The 24,606-nt window shown below is 59.5% G+C and carries 8 protein-coding genes, 1 tRNA gene and 2 pseudogenes; 2 read left to right on the plus strand and 9 right to left on the minus strand.

Translation table 11 applies throughout. The features are described 5' to 3' along the window. Window positions 1-27: 27 nt before the first annotated feature. The 7 genes and pseudogenes from GQR90_RS17675 to GQR90_RS14555 form a co-directional block, all read right to left on the minus strand. Entirely contained in the window at window positions 28-10,029 is a 10,002-nt protein-coding gene (locus GQR90_RS17675; protein WP_442778550.1) for a VCBS domain-containing protein, read from the minus strand. Next, a pseudogene (locus GQR90_RS17845) lies at window positions 10,012-10,341 on the minus strand (VCBS domain-containing protein); the annotation flags it as partial. The pseudogene GQR90_RS17845 and the gene GQR90_RS17675, both read right to left, overlap by 18 nt. After that, window positions 10,271-15,892 (minus strand): annotated as a pseudogene (locus tag GQR90_RS14535) (VCBS domain-containing protein); the annotation flags it as partial. The pseudogenes GQR90_RS14535 and GQR90_RS17845, both read right to left, overlap by 71 nt. A 180-nt stretch (window positions 15,893-16,072) precedes the next feature. Then, a complete protein-coding gene (locus GQR90_RS14540) occupies window positions 16,073-18,193 on the minus strand; it encodes a transglutaminase family protein (RefSeq protein WP_158774735.1) in 2,121 nt (706 codons plus the stop codon). 16 nt (window positions 18,194-18,209) lie between these two features. After that, on the minus strand, window positions 18,210-19,208 hold the full coding sequence (locus GQR90_RS14545) for a DUF58 domain-containing protein (RefSeq protein WP_158774736.1): 999 nt from the start codon (window positions 19,206-19,208) through the stop codon (window positions 18,210-18,212). Beyond that, window positions 19,205-20,134 carry an AAA family ATPase gene (locus GQR90_RS14550; RefSeq protein WP_158774737.1) on the minus strand — a complete coding sequence of 310 codons (930 nt, stop codon included), beginning with the start codon at window positions 20,132-20,134 and terminating at the stop codon, window positions 19,205-19,207. The genes GQR90_RS14545 and GQR90_RS14550 overlap by 4 nt, the downstream gene beginning before the upstream one ends. A gap of 80 nt (window positions 20,135-20,214) precedes the next feature. After that, window positions 20,215-20,778 carry an NUDIX hydrolase gene (locus tag GQR90_RS14555; RefSeq protein WP_233266335.1) on the minus strand — a complete coding sequence of 188 codons (564 nt, stop codon included), beginning with the start codon at window positions 20,776-20,778 and terminating at the stop codon, window positions 20,215-20,217. Between the two features lie 102 nt (window positions 20,779-20,880). Between GQR90_RS14555 and GQR90_RS14560 the strand changes: the two genes are divergently transcribed. Together GQR90_RS14560 and GQR90_RS14565 are read left to right on the plus strand one after the other, a co-directional pair. Further along, a complete protein-coding gene (locus GQR90_RS14560) occupies window positions 20,881-22,572 on the plus strand; it encodes an acyl-CoA dehydrogenase family protein (RefSeq protein ID WP_233266336.1) in 1,692 nt (563 codons plus the stop codon). Beyond that, window positions 22,569-23,096 (plus strand): copper chaperone PCu(A)C, encoded by a 528-nt coding sequence (locus tag GQR90_RS14565; RefSeq protein ID WP_158774738.1) that lies wholly within the window; start codon window positions 22,569-22,571, stop codon window positions 23,094-23,096. The genes GQR90_RS14560 and GQR90_RS14565 overlap by 4 nt, the downstream gene beginning before the upstream one ends. Window positions 23,097-23,275: 179 nt before the next feature. Here GQR90_RS14565 and GQR90_RS14570 read toward each other — a convergent pair whose 3' ends face one another. Together GQR90_RS14570 and GQR90_RS14575 are read right to left on the minus strand one after the other, a co-directional pair. Then, the gene (locus GQR90_RS14570) at window positions 23,276-23,887 is read right to left on the minus strand and encodes a LysE family translocator (RefSeq protein ID WP_158775560.1); all 612 of its coding nucleotides are present in this window, start codon (window positions 23,885-23,887) and stop codon (window positions 23,276-23,278) included. Between the two features lie 294 nt (window positions 23,888-24,181). Continuing rightward, a tRNA-Leu gene (locus GQR90_RS14575) sits at window positions 24,182-24,267 on the minus strand. Between the last annotated feature and the right edge of the window lie 339 nt (window positions 24,268-24,606).

Below are 24,606 nucleotides of genomic sequence, written 5' to 3' on the forward strand. Positions count from 1 at the left end.
TAAGCCATCTCCCCTAGTTCCTCATATTTAGCCGTCAATACTGGTCTTGAGACTGTTGCTATCAAGCAGCGACTGGATGATCTGCGTATCCGTATCTCCCCCAGAGGTCAGGTCCACATCGCTCAGATTGATCTCCTGAGTGACATTCGTCCCATCCGAACCATCAGCACTGATCTCGATGTTGGTCCCCCCTGCGCCGTCTGACTCGAAGTGCAGGAAGCTGGAGAGACTATTGGCATCCTCATCCGCCTGGAGAAGATCAGACAGATCCAGCACATCGCCTCCAGCAGCACTGAAATCAGTGATGGTATCCGTCGCCATGCCACCTTCACTGTTGACATCATCACCAGACAACCAAGCGAAGGTATCAGCACCATCACCACCGGTCAGGATGTCATTGCCAGCACCACCGACAAGCAAATCATTGCCTGAACCACCAGCCAAGGTGTCGTTGCCACTGCCACCTCGCAGCGTATCGTTGCCACTCCCCCCCTCCAGGCGATCACTGCCTATCCCGCCACTCAGAGTGTCGCTACCCCCCTCTCCAATCAAATAGTCAGCGTAGAAAGGACCATCACCATCCCCCGTCAGAGTGTCATTTCCGTCAGTACCAATGAGAACAGTCAGCTTGTCGACATCGATACTGACACTGGATTCGTTGGTATCTCCGTCATTGTCGACCGTGACATAGGCAAAGGTATCCGATGAACGAGCGCTGATATTTTCAGGCGGCGTATAAGTAAAATCACCCGTATTAGTATTGAACAGCATGGTGCCGCCCAGCTCTGTCGAAATGGACAGCTCGAAGCTATCTGCATCATATGTGCTGTTGTTCGTTCCAGTAGCAGTGACCGTATTGGCGTCCGGGTCATAATCGTAAGTGGTGCCATCAATACTGATCTGCTTCAGGTAGCCTCCATCGGCTCCCAACAGGCTGCCATCCACAGAACTGCCCGTTATCAGCTGCCCACTCACCGCCCCCTGTACGGTATCCGCAAGGCTATCGTCGAGATCAGAGAAGTTGGTCACGACGGTACTGTCTAGGTTTTCAACAGCAGAGCCATCATAGGCAATCGGATCAAGGTTGCTCTCGGTGACACCTTCACCCAAGCCTATTGCATAAGACTTGACGCCATTTTCCACCAAGAAATCAGTCCAGATTTCTTCTTCTTGCGGAGAAATTCCTCTATCGCTGTAGTAAACGGTATTTCCGACGAGAACATCTAACTGGCTGGAGTCTCCATCTCCATAATTGGGGCTACCATCAGAGAAGAAGTAGGAAATACTTTGCGCGTTTTCCAATGCCCCATCTTGCGAATAGTTCTCCATAGCCGCAGCAAGGGCGGAGTCATAGTTAGTGACACCATCCGCCACAAGATCGTCCAAGATGTCCACGACTTCATCGACACTCAGCCAAGCATCTTGCGCTGTAGCCACTGTCGAGAACGTTACTAGGTTGATACGTACATCACCAAAGTCGTCATAGGCCCCGATCAATGTCTTGATAGAGCTAATGGCGCTTTCAAGTCGAGTCTCACCATTTATGCCATCGTCCTCCCCCATGGAGCCGGACACATCAAGGATGATGGTGAGGTTGGTATCCACCAGTGTCGCCGAGAAGCTCTGCGCCTCTTGCTGCTCGGGTGCATCGTCCTCGATGCCGATCGTCAAGGTGCCGGTAGAGCTGGCACCTTCGGCATCCGTCGCGAGCACGCCGAAGTCCAGAGACAGGACGTCCTCGCCATCTTCCGAGTGATCGACCGCCTGACTCAGAGTGAAGGTATAGGCACCCGTGTCATCGATGGTCACCGTCGCGACTTCGTTGCCAGCCGCATCGGTGGCTATCAGTGACTGAGTCCCACTGCCACTCCAGGTAACAGCACTACCGCCAGAAGTGAGAGTCGTCGTCGGCTCTGTCAGTACCAGTGACACGCTGTCACTGTCGACATCCGTGACCGTGACCGTACCGGTGACCGTGGTGGCATCCGTGGTGTCCGTAAAGCCATCGGCTGCATCGCTGTCGGCGATACCACCCTCGAGCCCTTCTTCGCTCACGCGACCTTCCGTGTCGGTGACGACAGGGGCGTCATTCGTCCCCACGATGCTGATGACGACATCCTGAGTATCGGTAGCACCTTCTGTATCCGTGACGGTGACGGTGTAGGTCAGTGTCAGCGATTCACCTGCCGAGAGATAATCGAAGCTGTCGTCCACCGAGCTGCTATCAAATGTCCAGTTGAGCGTCCCTTCGTCACTGTCGTCCGCAATGATCGAACCGGCATCCACACCGAGCAGGGAGAGCAGGTCATCATTGCTGAGAGTGTCGGTATTACCCACGCTGGAAACACTGGTGACACTCGGCGTCACGGTATTGCTGAGATCCACATCGGACACAGTCAAGGTACCGCTGGCAGTCAGCGCTGAATCCGTTTCCGTCAAGCTCGCGGACGTGCTGTCGCCACTGCTGACGGTAATGTCAGGAGCATCGTTGCGGCCATTGATGGTGATGGTCAGCGTGGTGCTGGAGGTATCACCGTCAGCATCCGTGATCACGTAGGTATAGACGTCCGTGACCGACTCGCCCAACGCCAGGAACTGCACGTCGTCGAATGCGGACTGATAGCTGTAGGAGCCATCCGCTTCCAGGGTCAGTTCACCATATTCACCCACCACCACAGCTGCCGAGCCAACACTCACCGCAGCGGTATCTGTGCCGGAACTGACAGAGGTCACGCTCACGGCATCAGCACCCAGTGTGTCTGCCGTGGCTGATGTGCCTTCGACGACATTGCCAGTAACCGCTGAACTACGGTTCTCGCCAATGTTGCGAGTATCAGCGTTGGCCGTCGGCGCGGTATCCAGGACGGTGACATCCAGGCTATCGGCACTGCTCTGACCGGCAAGGTCAGTCACCACGACTGCGAAGCTGTCGATGACGTCGCCTTCGGAATGATCCGCTGCAGTACCATCCTCAACGTAGCTGTAAGAGACGGTCCCCGTCTCGGCATCGTAGCCACTGACCGTCAGCGTACCTTCATCATTGGAGATCACCACCGGTGTGGTGCTTGCCTCGGTGATATCGATACCAGCGATGGTCACGGCGGCAATACCTGCCGCAGCGGCGACCGCGAAGGAATCCGTCACGGCCGTCCCTGTTGCCTCAGTCACTTTCTTGTCTTCGAGCGTGATGACTGGCACAGCATCATCAGTACCCGTGATGACAATATCCACTGTCGTCGTGGAACCATCACTGAGCTGCACGACATACTGCTCAGTAATGGTGTCGTCTGATGTCAGGCCCTGCACAGCGGCGGTATCGTTATCCAGCGTATAGGTCCAGTTGCCATCCGCATCGACTGCGAAGGAACCGTAGATACTGCTGTCATCGGTAGCAGCCGTGAACGTCGGCGCATCATTATCGATATCAGTCGCTGTCAGAGTACCGCTGGCTTCCGTCACACCATCTTCGACGACTGCACCATCATCAGCACTGATGACGGTGGGATCATCAATCGCTTGCACATCCTGGAAGCTGAGGATCGCTTCATCAATCTCGGTACCATCCGTGATCACATAGGTGGTATCAGGCACCGGGCCGTTGTAGTTCTCACCTGGCGTGAAGGTGAAGCTGCCATCGATATTGATGACCAGGGTACCGACATCACCCAGATCTGCGACGTCTCCAGCAGTGTACGTCGTGCCATTGGTGGTGAAGCTGACAACGGTCAGTTCATCACCGTCGGCATCTTCATCATTAGTCAGCACATTGCCATTCACCGGTGTGTCTTCTTCCACCAGAATCGGGCCGTCATCGTAGGCCACCGGCTTGTCGTTGAGCCCTTGTACATTGATGGTAATGACAGCCACGTCCGAGTCACCATCAGCATCGGTGATGGTGTACTCGAACTCTTCCTTGGCCAGATCGCCAGCCCCCAACGCCTGCGCGCGCACGTCGTCCAGGTCATAGCTGAAGGAGCCATTGGTGTTGATCGTCAGACTTCCATAAGCACCATCGACTGTGACACTGCCACCGTTGTCCACGAGGGAGATACCATCAAGCTGCGTGATGGTAACGGCATCAGCACCAAGCGTATCTTGGCCACCACCCACCACACTGGAGATGACGTTAGTGCTGATTACCGGACCACCGCTAGTTGACGTATCGTCTTCACGAATGGTGTAGGTGTCGTCGTAGGCCGTTGGTGCTGTATCCAGAATCGTGACATCGAAACTATCCGTCGCCGTCGCACCGGTAACATCCGTCACCACGACCGTGAAGCTGTCGATCACGCTGTCATCACCGGCAGAGTGATCTGCCGCCGTACCGTCTTCCACATAACTGTAAGAGACAGTGCCGGTATCGGCGTCGTAGCCAGTGATGGTCAGGGTACCTTCACCACTGACAATCTTGACCGGCGTAGTGCTGGCATTGGTGATGTCCTGGCCATCCACCGTCACCGTGGCGATGCCAGTATCAGCATCGACAGTGAAGGTATCCGTGATGGTCGTGCCACTTCCCTCGACGACAGACTGATCATCCAGAGTGCTGATGGTTGGTTCACCATCGTCTGCACCAGTGATGGTGATATCGACGGTGGTGCTGGTGCCATCAGACAGCTGCACGACGTACTGCTCGGTAATGGTCTGACCTTCGGTCAGCCCCTGTACTTCAGCACTGTCATTGTCGAGCGTGTAGGTCCAGCTGCCATCGGTATTGACGTCGAAGCTGCCGTAGACACTGCTGTCATCGGTCGCGGCGACAAAGGTCGGCGCGTCGCCGTCCACATCGGTCGCTTCCAATGTTCCGGCGGCCGTCAATACGTTGTCTTCACTCACGGCGCCAGTATCTGCGGTGAGTATCGCCAGATCGTCAGATCCCGTGATATTGATGGTCAGCGTGGTGGTTGAAGTATCTCCATCACTGTCTTCCAGCACATAGGTGAAGACATCTTCCGCCTGCGCACCATCAGCCAGTGACTGAGTCTTGGTGGTATCCAGGACATAGGTGTAGCTACCGTCGCTGTTGAGCGTCAGCGTGCCGTAGTCGCCCGTAACGGTGGCACTGCCTCCGTCCGCAATCCCTTTGTCGTCCAGCTTGCACACCATGAATGGCGTATCGGCGCCCAGCGTATCGGCGGTGTCATTGGCACCGTCAATCACGTTGCCCGTCAGTTCATCCGTCGCATCTTCATCAATGGTGCGCTCATCCGGATTGGCCGTCGGCGCAGTATCCAGAATCTTGACGTCGAGACTATCCGTGGCCGTCGCACCGGTAATATCCGTCACCACCACCGTGAAGCTGTCGACCACGCTGTCATCACCAGCAGAGTGATCTGCCGCAGTACCGTCTTCTACATAGCTGTAAGAGACAGTGCCCGTGTCAGCGTCGTAGCCGGTCACGGTCAGGGTACCTTCACCACTGACGATCACGACCGGAGTAGTACTTGAACCGGTGATGTCCTGACCATCCACCGTCACTGCAGCGATACCCGTATCGGCCTCGACAGTAAAGGTGTCAGTAATGGTCGCACCCGTCGCTTCGGTCACTTCCTTGTCTTCCAGCGTGACAGCCGGAGCAGCGTCGTCAGCACCGGTAATGACGATATCGACCGTGGTGCTGGTGCCATCAGACAGCTGCACGACGTACTGCTCGGTGACAGTCTGACCTGCGGTCAGCCCCTGTACTTCAGCAGTGTCATTGTCGAGCGTGTAGGTCCAGTTGCCATCGGTGTTGACGTCGAAGCTGCCGTAGACACTGCTGTCATCAGTGGCGGCGACGAAGGCCAGATCGGCATTGTCGGCGTCAGAAGCGGTCAGCGTACCGCTGGCTTCCAGGGTGCCGTCTTCCTGCACGGCGCCGGCATCGGCAGTGATGACCGGCAGGTCGTCGGTGCCGGTGATGACGATGTCGACCGTGGTGGTCGAGCCATCGCTCAGCGTGACGGTGTACTGCTCGGTGACGGTCTCGCCCGCGGCCAAGGCCTGGGTCTCGGTGGCGTCGTTGTCGAGCGTGTAGGTCCACGCGCCAGTCTCATCGACCTCGAAGCTGCCGTAGACACTGCTGTCATCGGTGGCGGCGACGAAGGCCAGATCGGCATTGTCGGCGTCCGTGGCCGTCAGTGTGCCAGTCGCTTCCAGGGTGCCGTCTTCCTGCACGGCGCCGGCATCGGCAGTGATGACCGGCAGGTCGTCGGTGCCGGTGATGACGATGTCGACCGTGGTGGTCGAGCCATCGCTCAGCGTGACGGTGTAGGTCTCGGTGACGGTCTCGCCCGCGGCCAAGGCCTGGGTCTCGGTGGCGTCGTTGTCGAGGGTGTAGGTCCAGCTGCCATCGGCGGCCACGTCGAAGCTGCCGTAGACACTGCTGTCATCGGTGGCGGCGACAAAGGCCAGATCGGCATTGTCGGCATCAGAAGCGGTCAGCGTACCGCTGGCTTCCAGAGTGCCATCTTCCTGCACGGCGCCGGCATCGGCAGTGATGACCGGCAGGTCGTCCACGCCAGTGATGACGATGTCGACCGTGGTGGTCGAGCCATCGCTCAGCGTGACGGTGTACTGCTCGGTGACGGTCTCGCCCGCGGCCAAGGCCTGGGTCTCGGTGGCGTCGTTATCGAGGGTGTAGGTCCAGCTGCCATCGGCGGCCACCTCGAAGCTGCCATAGACACTGCTGTCATCGGTGGCGGCGACGAAGGCCAGATCGGCATTGTCGGCGTCCGTGGCCGTCAGTGTGCCAGTCGCTTCCAAAGTAGTGTCTTCAGTGACTTCACCGCTGTCATTGGAGATCACGGCGCCGTCGTCCACGCCAGTGATGACGATGTCGACCGTGGTGGTCGAACCATCGCTCAGCGTGACGGTGTACTGCTCGGTGACGGTCTCGCCCGCGGCCAGCGCCTGGGTCTCGGTGGCGTCGTTGTCGAGGGTGTAGGTCCACGCGCCAGTCTCATCGACCTCGAAGCTGCCGTAGACACTGCTGTCATCGGTGGCGGCGACGAAGGCCAGATCGGCATTGTCGGCGTCCGTGGCCGTCAGTGTGCCAGTCGCTTCCAGGGTGCCGTCTTCCTGCACGGCGCCGGCATCGGCAGTGATGACCGGCAGGTCGTCGGTGCCGGTGATGACGATGTCGACCGTGGTGGTCGAGCCATCGCTCAGCGTGACGGTGTAGGTCTCGGTGACGGTCTCGCCCGCGGCCAAGGCCTGAGTCTCGGTGGCGTCGTTATCGAGGGTGTAGGTCCAGCTGCCATCGGCGGCCACCTCGAAGCTGCCATAGACACTGCTGTCATCGGTGGCGGCGACGAAGGCCAGATCGGCATTGTCGGCGTCCGTGGCCGTCAGTGTGCCAGTCGCTTCCAAAGTAGTGTCTTCAGTGACTTCACCGCTGTCATTGGAGATCACGGCGCCGTCGTCCACGCCAGTGATGACGATGTCGACCGTGGTGGTCGAACCATCGCTCAGCGTGACGGTGTACTGCTCGGTGACGGTCTCGCCCGCGGCCAAGGCCTGAGTCTCGGTGGCGTCGTTGTCGAGGGTGTAGGTCCACGCGCCAGTCTCATCGACCTCGAAGCTGCCGTAGACACTGCTGTCATCGGTGGCGGCGACGAAGGCCAGATCGGCATTGTCGGCATCAGAAGCGGTCAGCGTACCGCTGGCTTCCAGGGTGCCGTCTTCTGCCACAGCACCGGAATCGGCGGTGATGACCGGCAGGTCGTCGGTGCCGGTGATGACGATGTCGACCGTGGTGGTCGAACCATCGCTCAGCGTGACGGTGTACTGCTCGGTGACGGTCTCGCCCGCGGCCAGCGCCTGGGTCTCGGTGGCGTCGTTGTCGAGGGTGTAGGTCCAGCTGCCATCGGCGGCCACGTCGAAGCTGCCGTAGACACTGCTGTCATCGGTGGCGGCGACAAAGGCCAGATCGGCATTGTCGGCATCAGAAGCGGTCAGCGTACCGCTGGCTTCCAGGGTGCCGTCTTCTGCCACAGCACCGGAATCGGCGGTGATGACCGGCAGGTCATCGGTGCCGGTGATGACGATGTCGACCGTGGTGGTCGAGCCATCGCTCAGCGTGACGGTGTACTGCTCGGTGACGATCTCGCCCGCGGCCAAGGCCTGGGTTTCCGTCGCATCGTTGTCGAGGGTGTAGGTCCAGCTGCCATCGGCGGCCACCTCGAAGCTGCCGTAGACACTGCTGTCATCGGTGGCGGCGACGAAGGCCAGATCAGCATTGTCAGCATCAGAAGCGGTCAGCGTACCGCTGGCTTCCAGAGTGCCGTCTTCTGCCACAGCACCGGAATCGGCGGTGATGACCGGCAGGTCATCGGTGCCGGTGATGACGATGTCGACCGTGGTGGTCGAGCCATCGCTCAGCGTGACGGTGTACTGCTCGGTGACGGTCTCGCCCGCGGCCAGCGCCTGGGTCTCGGTGGCGTCGTTGTCGAGGGTGTAGGTCCACGCGCCAGTCTCATCGACCTCGAAGCTGCCGTAGACACTGCTGTCATCGGTGGCGGCGACGAAGGCCAGATCGGCATTGTCGGCGTCCGTGGCCGTCAGTGTGCCAGTCGCTTCCAGGGTGCCGTCTTCCTGCACGGCGCCGGCATCGGCAGTGATGACCGGCAGGTCGTCGGTGCCGGTGATGACGATGTCGACCGTGGTGGTCGAGCCATCGCTCAGCGTGACGGTGTAGGTCTCGGTGACGGTCTCGCCCGCGGCCAAGGCCTGAGTCTCGGTGGCGTCGTTATCGAGGGTGTAGGTCCAGCTGCCATCGGCGGCCACCTCGAAGCTGCCATAGACACTGCTGTCATCGGTGGCGGCGACAAAGGCCAGATCGGCATTGTCGGCATCCGTCGCGGTCAGTGTGCCAGTCGCTTCCAGGGTGGTGTCTTCAGTGACTTCACCGCTGTCATTGGAGATCACGGCGCCGTCGTCCACGCCAGTGATGACGATGTCGACCGTGGTGGTCGAACCATCGCTCAGCGTGACGGTGTAGGTCTCGGTGACGGTCTCGCCCGCGGCCAAGGCCTGAGTCTCGGTGGCGTCGTTGTCGAGGGTGTAGGTCCACGCGCCAGTCTCATCGACCTCGAAGCTGCCGTAGACACTGCTGTCATCGGTGGCGGCGACGAAGGCCAGATCGGCATTGTCGGCATCAGAAGCGGTCAGCGTACCGCTGGCTTCCAGGGTGCCGTCTTCTGCCACAGCACCGGAATCGGCGGTGATGACCGGCAGGTCGTCGGTGCCGGTGATGACGATGTCGACCGTGGTGGTCGAGCCATCGCTCAGCGTGACGGTGTAGGTCTCGGTGACGGTCTCGCCCGCGGCCAAGGCCTGGGTCTCGGTGGCGTCGTTGTCGAGGGTGTAGGTCCAGCTGCCATCGGCGGCCACGTCGAAGCTGCCGTAGACACTGCTGTCATCGGTGGCGGCGACAAAGGCCAGATCGGCATTGTCGGCATCAGAAGCGGTCAGCGTACCGCTGGCTTCCAGAGTGCCATCTTCCTGCACGGCGCCGGCATCGGCAGTGATGACCGGCAGGTCGTCGGTGCCGGTGATGACGATGTCGACCGTGGTGGTCGAGCCATCGCTCAGCGTGACGGTGTACTGCTCGGTGACGGTCTCGCCCGCGGCCAAGGCCTGGGTCTCGGTGGCGTCGTTATCGAGGGTGTAGGTCCAGCTGCCATCGGCGGCCACCTCGAAGCTGCCATAGACACTGCTGTCATCGGTGGCGGCGACGAAGGCCAGATCGGCATTGTCGGCGTCCGTGGCCGTCAGTGTGCCAGTCGCTTCCAAAGTAGTGTCTTCAGTGACTTCACCGCTGTCATTGGAGATCACGGCGCCGTCGTCCACGCCAGTGATGACGATGTCGACCGTGGTGGTCGAACCATCGCTCAGCGTGACGGTGTACTGCTCGGTGACGGTCTCGCCCGCGGCCAGCGCCTGGGTCTCGGTGGCGTCGTTGTCGAGGGTGTAGGTCCACGCGCCAGTCTCATCGACCTCGAAGCTGCCGTAGACACTGCTGTCATCGGTGGCGGCGACGAAGGCCAGATCGGCATTGTCGGCGTCCGTGGCCGTCAGTGTGCCAGTCGCTTCCAGGGTGCCGTTTTCCTGCACGGCGCCGGCATCGGCAGTGATGACCGGCAGGTCGTCGGTGCCGGTGATGACGATGTCGACCGTGGTGGTCGAGCCATCGCTCAGCGTGACGGTGTAGGTCTCGGTGACGGTCTCGCCCGCGGCCAAGGCCTGGGTCCTCGGTGGCGTCGTTATCGAGGGTGTAGGTCCAGCTGCCATCGGCGGCCACCTCGAAGCTGCCATAGACACTGCTGTCATCGGTGGCGGCGACGAAGGCCAGATCGGCATTGTCGGCGTCCGTGGCCGTCAGTGTGCCAGTCGCTTCCAAAGTAGTGTCTTCAGTGACTTCACCGCTGTCATTGGAGATCACGGCGCCGTCGTCCACGCCAGTGATGACGATGTCGACCGTGGTGGTCGAACCATCGCTCAGCGTGACGGTGTACTGCTCGGTGACGGTCTCGCCCGCGGCCAAGGCCTGAGTCTCGGTGGCGTCGTTGTCGAGGGTGTAGGTCCACGCGCCAGTCTCATCGACCTCGAAGCTGCCGTAGACACTGCTGTCATCGGTGGCGGCGACGAAGGCCAGATCGGCATTGTCGGCATCAGAAGCGGTCAGCGTACCGCTGGCTTCCAGGGTGCCGTCTTCTGCCACAGCACCGGAATCGGCGGTGATGACCGGCAGGTCGTCGGTGCCGGTGATGACGATGTCGACCGTGGTGGTCGAGCCATCGCTCAGCGTGACGGTGTACTGCTCGGTGACGGTCTCGCCCGCGGCCAAGGCCTGGGTTTCCGTCGCGTCGTTGTCGAGCGTGTAGGTCCAGCTGCCATCGGCGGCCACGTCGAAGCTGCCGTAGACACTGCTGTCATCGGTGGCGGCGACAAAGGCCAGATCGGCATTGTCGGCGTCCGTGGCAGTCAGTATGCCAGTCGCTTCCAGGGTGGTGTCTTCAGTGACTTCACCGCTGTCATTGGAGATCACAGCGCCGTCGTCCACGCCGGTGATGACGATGTCGACCGTGGTGGTCGAGCCATCGCTCAGCGTGACGGTGTACTGCTCGGTGACGGTCTCGCCCGCGGCCAGCGCCTGGGTCTCGGTGGCGTCGTTGTCGAGGGTGTAGGTCCAGCTGCCATCGGCGGCCACGTCGAAGCTGCCGTAGACACTGCTGTCATCGGTGGCGGCGACGAAGGCCAGATCGGCATTGTCGGCGTCCGTGGCCGTCAGTGTGCCAGTCGCTTCCAAAGTAGTGTCTTCAGTGACTTCACCGCTGTCATTGGAGATCACGGCGCCGTCGTCCACGCCAGTGATGACGATGTCGACCGTGGTGGTCGAACCATCGCTCAGCGTGACGGTGTACTGCTCGGTGACGGTCTCGCCCGCGGCCAGCGCCTGGGTCTCGGTGGCGTCGTTGTCGAGGGTGTAGGTCCAGCTGCCATCGGCGGCGACCTCGAAGCTGCCATAGACACTGCTGTCATCGGTGGCGGCGACGAAGGCCAGATCGGCATTGTCGGCATCAGAAGCGGTCAGCGTACCGCTGGCTTCCAGGGTGCCGTCTTCCTGCACGGCGCCGGCATCGGCAGTGATGACCGGCAGGTCGTCGGTGCCGGTGATGACGATGTCGACCGTGGTGGTCGAACCATCGCTCAGCGTGACGGTGTACTGCTCGGTGACGGTCTCGCCCGCGGCCAGCGCCTGAGTCTCGGTGGCGTCGTTGTCGAGCGTGTAGGTCCACGCGCCAGTCTCATCGACCTCGAAGCTGCCGTAGACACTGCTGTCATCGGTGGCGGCGACGAAGGCCAGATCGGCATTGTCGGCATCAGAAGCGGTCAGCGTACCGCTGGCTTCCAAGGTGCCGTCTTCCTGCACGGCGCCGGCATCGGCAGTGATGACCGGCAGGTCATCGGTGCCGGTGATGACGATGTCGACCGTGGTGGTCGAGCCATCGCTCAGCGTGACGGTGTACTGCTCGGTGACGGTCTCGCCCGCGGCCAAGGCCTGGGTCTCGGTGGCGTCGTTGTCGAGGGTGTAAGTCCAGCTGCCATCGGCGGCCACGTCGAAGCTGCCGTAGACACTGCTGTCATCGGTGGCGGCGACAAAGGCCAGATCGGCATTGTCGGCATCAGAAGCGGTCAGCGTACCGCTGGCTTCCAGGGTGCCATCTTCCTGCACGGCGCCGGCATCGGCAGTGATGACCGGCAGGTCGTCGGTGCCGGTGATGACGATGCCGACCGTAGTGGTCGAGCCATCGCTCAGCGTGACGGTGTACTGCTCGGTGACGATCTCGCCCGCGGCCAAGGCCTGGGTTTCCGTCGCATCGTTGTCGAGGGTGTAGGTCCAGCTGCCATCGGCGGCGACCTCGAAGCTGCCGTAGACACTGCTGTCATCGGTGGCGGCGACAAAGGCCAGATCGGCATTGTCGGCATCAGAAGCGGTCAGCGTACCGCTGGCTTCCAGGGTGCCATCTTCCTGCACGGCGCCGGCATCGGCAGTGATGACCGGCAGGTCGTCGGTGCCGGTGATGACGATGTCGACCGTGGTGGTCGAGCCATCGCTCAGCGTGACGGTGTACTGCTCGGTGACGGTCTCGCCCGCGGCCAGTGCCTGGGTCTCGGTGGCATCGTTGTCGAGGGTGTAGGTCCAGCTGCCATCGGCGGCCACGTCGAAGCTGCCGTAGACACTGCTGTCATCGGTGGCGGCGACAAAGGCCAGATCGGCATTGTCGGCATCAGAAGCGGTCAGCGTACCGCTGGCTTCCAGAGTGCCATCTTCCTGCACGGCGCCGGCATCGGCAGTGATGACCGGCAGGTCGTCGGTGCCGGTGATGACGATGTCGACCGTGGTGGTCGAGCCATCGCTCAGCGTGACGGTGTACTGCTCGGTGACGGTCTCGCCCGCGGCCAAGGCCTGGGTTTCCGTCGCGTCGTTGTCGAGCGTGTAGGTCCAGCTGCCATCGGCGGCCACGTCGAAGCTGCCGTAGACACTGCTGTCATCGGTGGCGGCGACAAAGGCCAGATCGGCATTGTCGGCATCCGTGGCAGTCAGTATGCCAGTCGCTTCCAGGGTGGTGTCTTCAGTGACTTCACCGCTGTCATTGGAGATCACAGCGCCGTCGTCCACGCCGGTGATGACGATGTCGACCGTGGTGGTCGAGCCATCGCTCAGCGTGACGGTGTACTGCTCGGTGACGGTCTCGCCCGCGGCCAGCGCCTGGGTCTCGGTGGCGTCGTTGTCGAGGGTGTAGGTCCAGCTGCCATCGGCGGCCACGTCGAAGCTGCCGTAGACACTGCTGTCATCGGTGGCGGCGACGAAGGCCAGATCGGCATTGTCGGCGTCCGTCGCGGTCAGTGTGCCAGTCGCTTCCAGGGTGGTGTCTTCAGTGACTTCACCGCTGTCATTGGAGATCACGGCGCCGTCGTCCACGCCGGTGATGACGATGTCGACCGTGGTGGTCGAGCCATCGCTCAGCGTGACGGTGTACTGCTCGGTGACGGTCTCGCCCGCGGCCAGCGCCTGGGTCTCGGTGGCATCGTTGTCGAGGGTGTAGGTCCAGCTGCCATCGGCGGCGACCTCGAAGCTGCCGTAGACACTGCTGTCATCGGTGGCGGCGACAAAGGCCAGATCGGCATTGTCGGCATCAGAAGCGGTCAGCGTACCGCTGGCTTCCAGGGTGCCGTCTTCTGCCACAGCACCGGAATCGGCGGTGATGACCGGCAGGTCATCGGTGCCGGTGATGACGATGTCGACCGTGGTGGTCGAGCCATCGCTCAGCGTGACGGTGTACTGCTCGGTGACGGTCTCGCCCTCACCCAAGGCTTGTACTTCATCAGCATCGTTATCGAGGGTATAGGTCCAATCACCAGATTCATCGACACTGAAAGTGCCATAAGTATCAGTCTGGGTATCGGCTACGACATCAGTCCCTGCAGCATCATCCAGGCTGCCTGTGACTACAGTGATACTGTCTTCCGTTACCGCGCCAGAGTCGCCACCAATCAGTGCGCCGACATCATTGCTGGTGGCAGTGTTTCCGGCCGAGTCCGTGACGGAGGCTTCGACGCTATAGCTACCTTCGCTCAGCGGCGTCTCTGCATCGACGGTGTAGGTGCCATCTTCGACAGTCGCAGTGACGGTTTGCTCGTTACCTTCGCTGTCGGTGATGACAAGCGTGACGGTGCTGCCGTCTTCGGCATCGGTAGTACCCACGATAGTCGGAGTGGTGTCGGAGGTCAGGGCCGGTGCATCGACAGTCAGCGTCGGGGCGGTCAGATCGATCTCGCCCACGTCTGTGCTGATCGCAGTATTGCCGGCCGAGTCCGTCACGCTGGCGTCAACGTTGTAGTCGCCTTCGCTCAGCGGCGTCTCGACATCGACGATATAGGTGCCATCTTCGACGGTCGTGGTGACGGTCTGCTCGTTGCCTTCGCTGTCGGTGATGACAAGCGTGACGGTGCTGCCGTCTTCAGCATCGGTGGTACCAACGATAGTCGGCGTGGTGTCGGAGGTCAGGGCCGGTGCATCGACAGTTAGCGTCGGAGCGGTCAGATCGATCTCGCCGACATCATTGCTGGTGGCGGTGTTTCCGGCCGAGTCCGTGACGGAGGCTTCGACACTGTAGCTACCTTCGCTGAGCGGCGTCTCGACATCGACGGTATAGGCGCCATCTTCGACAGTCGCGGTGACTGTCTGCTCGTTGCCTTCGCTGTCAGTGATGACAAGCGTGACGGTGCTACCGTCTTCGGCATCGGTGGTGCCGACGATAGTCGGCGTGGTGTCAGTGGTCAGCGCCGGTGCATCGACGGTCAGCGCAGGAGCTGACAGATCGATCTCGCCCACGTCTGTGCTGATCGCGGTATTGCCGGCTGGGTCCGTGACGGAGGCGTCGACGGTGTACTCGCCTTCGCTCAGCGGCGTCTCGGCATCGACGGTATAGGTGCCATCTTCGACGGTCGCGGTGACTGTCTGCTCGTTGCCTTCGCTGTCAGTGATGACGAGGGTGACAGTGCTGCCGTCTTCGGCGTCGGTGGTGCCGACGATAGTCGGAGTGGTGTCAGAGGTCAGCGCAGGTGCATCGACAGTCAATGTCGGCGCAGTCAAGTCAATCTCGCCCACGTCATTATTGGCCGCGGTGTTGCCCGCCAGATCAGTCACAGAGGCGTCAACGCTGTACTCACCTTCGCTCAGCGGTGTTTCAGCATCGACGGTGTAGGCGCCATCTTCGACAATGGCAGTAACCGTCTGCTCATTGCCTTCACTATCAGTGATGACCAGCGTGACCGTACTACCATCTACCGCATCGGTGGTGCCCACGATGGTTGGAGTCGTATCAGAGGTCAGCGCCGGTGCATCAACCGTGAGCGAGAGCACTGTAACGTCGGCGGCATTAATATCCGTATCAAAGCCATCTTCGTCTTCATCGGTATAGCTTGAGTCCGTGAAGCCACCTTCATACTGATAAGACGTCCGTTCGACACGTCCGTCACGACTTACACCGGAGGCATCAAGGAAACCACTACGATCACTGCCCGGCGCACCACCATTATCCCCCGCCGCTGGCTCTTCCTGGATAGCCGTCGGATCATCCCCGCGCGCAATAGCCTCACGCAATGCCTCTATTGCCGGGTCTACGGGCGCCTCACCGCGGCTCTCGGCCAACAGCATCTCGACCTCTATCGGCGAGCCTTGAGGCACCACGAGCTGCGTACCATCTTCCAGCACTATGATCGCACCCTGTGGTGCCACCAGAGATGCGGACGGATCCAGCGTCATCCCTTCGACGACACGTTGTGCCTCGTTACCTGAGGAAACAACGAGAACTGTGCCTTCAGTGCGAATGACCTGGACCATGGGACGTACTCCTACGAGGAAAGGGCGTTCGATCAAGGCAGTCGTGATACCAATGGCATGATCGAAAAAATCAGATGATTACATTTTGATACACAAACTCACTCAAAGCAACCCAACTGAATGTGGCAATCTTCTCCTCCTCAAGTAATGAATAGCTTGATCTCGGAAAGGCTTTACAAATTAATCGATCAGATTCGCAGCATCTTTTTTTGGCTTGTATTTAAGCTTGAGAAGATGCGTCTTCCATTGTCTCTCAACGCTATGAATCACCACCCCATCACCATCATTAACTTCTACATTAGAGATATTACTGTAAAGCCACTGTTCAATCAGATCGGCCAAAGATAACAACGTCTGTGTGTGTTCATGCTGGCACGCCGCAATACGCCGGAGATGACTACCGGGAGCTTCGCCAACCATTGGCCCAAGACCGGAACACTCGAGTCGCCTGACGAGTCGACCATAAGCTCTAACGCCTGCATGGGCCGATACACGACGTCCTGACCACAATACCAACCCGGCTCCCAGCAGAGTCACGCTAGCGAGCAGACCCAATATCCCCCAGGCAAGCCATTCCCAGCGAAATTCACCGAACACCCTTCGCCAGAGATTCCGCTGCTCATCCAAGCGAAAGCCCACTACGCTGCGCTGCCAGCGATATTCAAAACGCTCCCAATACCGTCTTAGATCACTCAACAGAGGATTATTCAGAGTAAAGGCGCGTAGGCCAGCATCCGCCATGAAGCCTGGCTGACCTTGCAAGCTCAGCGCACCCTGAGCAATACGCTCAGGAGCAACCGCAGCCGTAGGATCAAATCGATGCCAGCGGCCAGCGTAGAACACCTCGACCCAAGCATGTGCATCATATTGGCGAATACTCAATTCTTGCTCATTGCCTGCGGCATCTCCCTGTGATTCTCCGCCCAGATAGCCTGCCACCATGCGCGCAGGGAACCCTACAGCCCTCGCCAGAAAGACACTGGTAGAAGCGTAGTGCGTACAGTAACCACTCTGACTATCAAACAAAAAATCATCAACACGACTCTGTCCCTCGAGGCGAGGCGGAGTAAGCGTGTACTGAAAAGGATTGCGATTAAAGTACTGAAACAGCAACCGCATGAACTGCTGAGGATCCCCTCCCGCCTGCCGCTGTAGCTGCCTGGCGAATTCATGTGCACGAGGATTATCCGAATCCGGCAGCAGTAGATTGAGGCGTTGCATCCACTGCGGAGCAGCGAATGGGGGCGCACCAGAGGATGCTAGCTGTAATAGCTCGCGCGTATTGAGTGACGTCAGCCCTTCCAGTGTGCCATCCACTAGATAACGCGATTCACGACTACTGCTCAACGGTGCCCCCAGGCTCGGCCGCCATGGACGAGGATCCGGCTCCAGCAATAGTTCATAGCGATACCGAGCGGTATCAGCGCCGCTGACACGGCGACTATTGAGCACATAGCGGGATGCCGGGCCTCCTAGCGCTCGTTGCAAGCGCTCTGGCGTCGCGCGAGACCAGCGAACTCCATCAAACAGACTCAGCGTATAGACGCGCCAATAACGCTGAGAAGTCGCCGGCAATCCTTCGTCGAAACGTGCTCTGAAAGCTAGTGAATCACTACGTCCCAGCGCAGCAATGTCACCAGGAGATACGCTGTCAGTGAGCCCTGTCGTCGCTTCATTAAGCTGAGGTAGATTCCACAGGGGTGGTAGACGCGGAAAAAGAATAAACAGTCCCAACATCAGCGGTAAGGACAAGCCCATCAGCCAGGCCGTTTCACGCACTGCTTCACGACGGGTACCCGCACCGGCAATCAATACCAGCCCTCCCACCAGCCAACCCACCGTCAGCACAGCTGCTGCTGCCATCAGGGGGCCCTGGTCATGCAGGAAGGCAGCGGCAAGCACTACAAAGCCGAGCCCACACACCACCCGACCATCACGCAGACTGTCTGTCTCCAACAACTTGAGTAGATAGATACCAACCAGTAACCCGATCATCGCTTCCAGCTGCAGTACCTGACCGTATTCAAGGAATAACCCTGCCGCCACCATCGAGACCGCCGCCAGCCGCAACAGAATGCCTGCACGTGGTATTCGGGCGCGTAACTGCTGAAAACGCCACAGGGCCGCCAGCAATGCGGGCAGCCCTAACCATATCGGCATCCACAGCAAGTGCAGAGATAACACGAGACACTGACCGATGAATAGATGACGTAACTCAAGCCAGCCAAGCGCCTGATCTGGCGTCAGCGGGTTACGCTGCCACCAGTGATGCGGCATGCCACTTGCCTTGTCATTGATCATGCAGCACTACCTTGCATCATGTGGCACTCCCGTCAGCGCTGTCGTTCATATCTACCGCAAGCTGCTGAGCCGACCAGGGCAATACGCGCTCGCCCCCAAACAACGCTAGCGCTTCCAGCACACGTCGACGATGTGCACCACCACTGGCAATCGCCAGTGTTTGCCCCGGTAGTCGCAGGCCATAAGTGGCCTGAGCGTCTTCAGCCGCCAATACGCGAGCCGTCAACTCACCAAGACGTTGCTCCATGTCCCCACGACACGCCGCGTAGTCAAGCCATAGCGAAGGCCGTACTGGCGTCTCGAAACGCTTGGTAACCAGCTCCCCACTCCTCCCCCAGTGCTTCCAGGCCACATGCGAGGGTGCATCTCCTGGCACATAGCGACGTAATCCTGCGAAGTCCCCCTGCTCAACGTGTTCAAGCGTTCGACGGCTACCCTGTGGTGCTGAGGGCAGTTCTGGTCGCGGATGGATGAGTACCGGCATATCGATGGCAATCCAGGCCCACAGGCGCACCAGCCCCAATGGCCAGCGGGATTCGAGGGTCAAGGTCGGTAGCATGAACTGGCCACGCACAGCGACGGGCAGCCCAAGCGGCACACTCCCCTCACCGGCATGGATTTCAAGTCGCTGCTTGCTGGTACCCAGATGTACATCAATGGCATGTGAGCGCGCCCGACCATTCAATCGCACGATGAGTCGTAACTCTCCACCTGCATACGCTTCGCCGTCGGCCACCAGCTGAACACGAACACCAGCCAGATTCCGCCAGCTGCGAAAAATGCTGATCAACGCTAGCGAGAACAGCCAGAACGCCAATCCATGCGCCAGAGAGTTCTCGTAGTTGATCCCCAATAACAGTAGCAACACCACCAGTACCGCCCAGAACAGGCCAAAGGGTGTCGGTAGAATCATCAGTCGGGCATGGTGGAGCGCCTCACCTCCCCCGATGGACATCCGTCGCGTCATGCGCGCCTTGAAGCGTGCCCACCCGCCATTCCCTGGCACTCGTTTCATGCGGGAACCACTGCCACCTGCCCCAGAAGATGCCGCGCCACAGCCTCGCCTTCCGACACACTGCCTTCACAAAGACGATGGCCTACTACCGACGCCCATACCGATTGAACGTCTTCTGGTAGCACGTAATCCCGCCCCGCCAGCAATGCCCACCCACGCGCCGCACTCGCCAGTGCCAGCACACCACGCGTCGACAGTCCGTAGGCCACTTCAGGAGAGCTACGTGTTGCCGCGACCAATGCCTGCAGGTAGTCCAATAATGGATCTGACAAACGGACGCGCTCGGCTGCAGCCTGCCATTCCTTCAATATCGCCACGGGCAACAACGGGCGCAATGCCTCGATATGCTGACGACCGGCATTGCCTTTGAGAATTTCACGCTCGGCAGCAGGCTCTGGATAACCTAGCGAGATGCGCATCAGAAAGCGATCCAACTGTGACTCGGGCAACGGGAAGGTACCTGACTGCTGAAGAGGGTTCTGAGTCGCAATCACGAAAAAGGGATCAGGCAGCCGACGCGTTTCGCCCTCTACAGTGACCTGACGCTCTTCCATGGCCTCAAGCAATGCACTCTGGGTCTTGGGGGTAGCACGATTGATCTCATCGGCCAGTATCAGTGAATGAAAGACAGGGCCGGGATGAAAACGGAAGCTGCTCTCACGGGGATCAAAGACCGACACCCCGAGGATATCCGCTGGCAACAAGTCACTGGTGAACTGGACACGCTGCATATCAGCACCAATCAAGCGCGCCAACCCTTGCGCCAGTGTCGTCTTGCCAAGCCCCGGAAGATCTTCGATCAACACATGCCCACGGCAGAGCAGACAACACAGCGCGAGACGTATCTGACGAGGCTTACCGGCCAATACGGTCGACAACGCAGCCTCTACCTCTTCAAGTTGCTGCAGCGATACCTTGGCATTCATGCACGAACTCCAGGATTGAGATAGCGGGAATGCGCTAGCGCACTAGCAGCAATGAACATACGACAAGTCACGCTGCTGACTCACTCGGTCACATTCACGGAGAGAAAGCCATCACGAATCAGACGCTCAAGCGCCATACGACTGTCAGGCGTTGAAGGATGCAATTTCAGCGCCTCTTCAGGCATCGCCCAAAAGGCATCGGCCACTTCTTCGGCTTGGAGCATCAGCGGTCCGTCATAGCGAACGAGATAGGCACTCCCGTAAACATGGTTGGTAGCATCGGTATAACGGAAATCAAAACAATGCTTGAGCGGCACTCCCCGCACACCAATTTCCTCTTCAAGCTCACGCCGCGCCGCGACATGTACTGCTTCACCGGCGCCGACCACCCCGCCACTGGCTAAATCGAAATAGCCTGGAAACACCTCTTTACTCAGGGTGCGTCTCTGTATACACAGCTCTCCCTGCGCATTGAGAACAAACGCATAGGTAGCACGATGCCAATAACGATATTGGCGCATCAAGCGACGCGGCGCCGTGCCGCATGGGCGGTTGCACGCATCGACCAACTGGATGATTTCGTCCTGGATCACCGTTCCCTGTTCCCTGTTCCTTGAATGAAACCGGCGCTCAGCACCGGCCAATGAGTCCCACGTTAGCAGAACGCGATGCAACTGCCCTCAACTCCACTCCCACGCCACGGGTGTCCTACGCTATCAATATCCCTATCGCGACAGGAAACCATGATGCCTGAGCCACGCCCGTTGCCTCCTTCTGAACATCTGCCACCTTACACACGACACATGACACACCGTGATGAGGTGCTCAACCAGGCCGAGTCACCGCTCCGCCAGGCCTTTGTCGATGATCACCCGTTACGCGAGGCCCTGCGCCGCGAAGCACCCGGCCTGTCGGCGCAGGTGCTGATACGCTTGGCCGAACTTGGTGCAGTCGTTGGCTCCACCGACACTCGCACATTGGGCTTTGCTGCCAATCATCATATTCCGCAACTGCGTAGCTACACCCCACAGGGACGTCGTCTGGATGAAGTCGAGCATCATCCGGCATACCACCAACTGATGCGACTGGCTCTGGAGGGTGGCTGGCACAGTGTCGCCTGGGAAGAGGAAGGTCACGGCGGGCATCAGGCTCATGTGGCAGCTCTCTATCTATTGACCCAAGCGGAGCCAGGGTTCTGCTGCCCGATCACCATGACTCACGCGGCCTGGCCAGCACTGCGTCAGAACGAGGCACTGGCAGCCTTCTGGAAACCACGCCTGCGCGCCCATGCCTACGACCCGACATCGCGCGCTCCGCGTGACAAGCACAGCGCCACCTTTGGCATGGCAATGATAGAGCGCCAGGGTGGCAGTGATGTGCGCACCAACCTGACCCGCGCCGACGCGACAGTGGATGGCTACCGCCTCAACGGACACAAATGGTTCATGAGCGCACCAATGTCAGATGCCTTCCTGACACTGGCTCAGCTTGATGAAGGGCTGACCTGTTTCGTGATACCGCGACGCCGTGAGGATGGCAGCCACAATGGCCTACAACTGCAACGCCTCAAGGACAAGTGCGGCAATCGCGCCAATGCATCCAGCGAGGTCATGCTGGTTGATGCATTGAGGCAGCGATTGGGCGAGCCAGGACGCGGTATCACCACCATTCTCGAGATGGTGCACCAGACGCGACTCGATGCCGCCACCGCGCCTGTCGCGCTGATGCGTCAGGCACTAGTAGAGGCCCTGCATCACTGCCAACAGCGACATGCCTTTGGTCGCCCACTGGCCAGACAGCCATTGATGCAGCAGGTACTGGTAGACCTCGCGCTGGAGGTAGAGGCAGGCATCGCCCTATGCTTTCGGATTGCGCGCCAGTTTGATGATGCCGTAGAAGACGCCGAGGCCAGGCCACTGGCTCGCCTTGCTCCAGCAATCGCAAAATACTGGCACAACCGACGTAGCCCCGGCCTGCTGGCAGAAGCGATGGAATGCCTGGGAGGCAATGGCTATATAGAGGAGCACTTGATGGCACGTCTGTACCGAGAGGCGCCAGTGAATGCCATCTGGGAAGGCTCGGGCAACGTGCTGTGTCTCGATGTACTGCGCACACTGTCGCGTTACCCACAGGCTGGTGAAGCCCTGATGGCCGAGCTGTCCGCAGCGGGAGGTCAGTACCATGAATACGACACGGCCTTGGCTGCCTTTGAACACAGCCGATTGCTACAAGAACCAGAAGAAGCGCAGGCACGCCAGCTAGTGCAGTCTCTCGCCGTCCTGTGGCAAGCCGCACTGCTCATACGGCATGCCCCTCAGCCAGTGGCAGACGCCTTTTGCGCCACACGACTCAGCGGCGGCATCCCTGGCGCCAGCGGTGTATGTGGCCTCCCCCGTGGCATGTCATCCGACCAGATACTGTGCCGAGTACTGCCATGACTTCCAAGAACAAGACATCCAGTGTGACATCCCTACTTGCTCGCCAAGTCTGCTGCCTGCTACTGGCATGCACTCCACCATTGACACCATGGCTCGCCGTTCATGCTAGTGACACTGCTATCAGCACTCCCGCTCAACTTGAGGTCGAGCACGCCTTCGCACTCCCCACACCGCCAGGTGCGACGACTGGCGCGCTCTACCTGACACTGACGACTCCCAAGGGAGCAGCAACTCTGACAGGAGCCAGTACGCCGTGGGCACAAGTCATCGAGATGCATGACATGCAATTCACCAATGAGCGCATGAAGATGCAGAAACTCGATAGCCTCCCGATTCAGGCAGGAATGCCGCTCAAGATGATGCCCGGCGGTGGCCCTCATCTCATGCTGATCGGCTTGTCTCACCCCCTCACTACGGGGAGCAAGATCCCGCTGACTTTGCAATTTCTCGCACGGCCTGACAGCCATGTTGAGGTATCAGTGAAGGACTATGACGATGTCATGACCTCCACTGCCGCCCAGTAGACGCCATGGACTGAACACCCTCATCGATCATCACTCACGCCGTCACCAAGCACACAACGCAAAACCCTCTGACACAGGATGCCAGAGGGTTTGAATAATCATCGCGCCAACGATGACCACATGCATTACGTCAAGCGTGCTTGCTGGTAACACCCTGCTCGCTCACTGAAGATCACCCATCAAGCCCCCATCACCACACGTAGCGCCAATGCCAATAACACCACGCCAGTCAGACGATTGATCCACACCGAGCGTGCCTGCAGCCATGGCAATACCCTCGAATGGGATAACACCAACGCCACCAGCACGTACCAGACTCCATCGATCACCATCGCCGTCAGCACCACCAACCACCTGCCTGCCTCACTCATGTCCGGAGTAATGAACTGACTGAGTAACGCAACAAAGAACAGGATAAGCTTGGGATTGGCTAGTGCCACCAGCAAGCCATCACGCGCTGCCATCGAGCGCGACGTGCTGGCTCCCTGTATCTCCAACGCACCTCCGTGACCCGACCGGAGCGCCTTGTATCCCAGCCACGCCAGATATACCGCTCCCAGCAACATCACTGCACGGAAGGCTCCCGGATAATGCGCCACCAGCGCCCCCAACCCCCACGCTGTCGCAGCCGCATAGATACCCACCCCGAAAGCGTGGCTCACTCCCGCCACTACACCAGAGCTTCTCCCACCCGCCAAGGTATGCCGCAACACCATCGCGAGACTCGGCCCAGGTGACATGGCGCCCATGGCGCAAAGCGCAACAAGTGACAACCAGAGGTTCAGCGGCATCCAATGCATGGCAGACATCCATCATTCATTCAAATAGGTGTGGATAAAACAAAATCCAGACACAACGATGCCCATCAGCGCGTATCAGCACAATATGCTCGCGGCTAAAGGCTAAATGACGGACACGACGAAACGCACTGATAAGTGCGCAGGGGAAGTACCAGGATCAGAGCAGGAGCGATACAACAAGATGCCACGCAGAAAGATGATACTGACTGCTAGGACGTGCCAAAGGGCACTGACAACCAAGGGGAGCTACTACGAGGAGTGACGTTGCGTCACTGAATCTAGCTATGGTGCCGGTGGTCGGACTCGAACCGACACGCCTATTAAGCGGCGGATTTTGAATCCGCTGCGTCTACCAATTCCGCCACACCGGCAACGGGACGAAATTATACGGAATATGGCGCCAAGGTCAACAATTTTTAGTGTCAGAACAGCCACCTGCAACATATCGTCACGACGACCCATCGTACAGGCGACACAACGAAGTCCGAGAGCAGGGCTTCGCGTCAGGCGCGGCATTCGCTATCATGGACGACCTTTTTTCGCCCGCCCTGCCCAGAGCCTCGAAATCTGCTCCGCAGGAGGATGGATACTGTCTTTCCTTATTGCATGCACGCATGCAGCGATGTGCCTTATGTGCGTCGTTCTATCAGAGCTTCACGTTGGCCATGTCACGTATCGATTCCGGTGATGCCTCGGGCGTTGCCACCTCA

The sequence above is a fragment of the Cobetia sp. L2A1 genome (genome assembly GCF_009796845.1).
In the GTDB taxonomy this organism is placed as follows: domain Bacteria; phylum Pseudomonadota; class Gammaproteobacteria; order Pseudomonadales; family Halomonadaceae; genus Cobetia.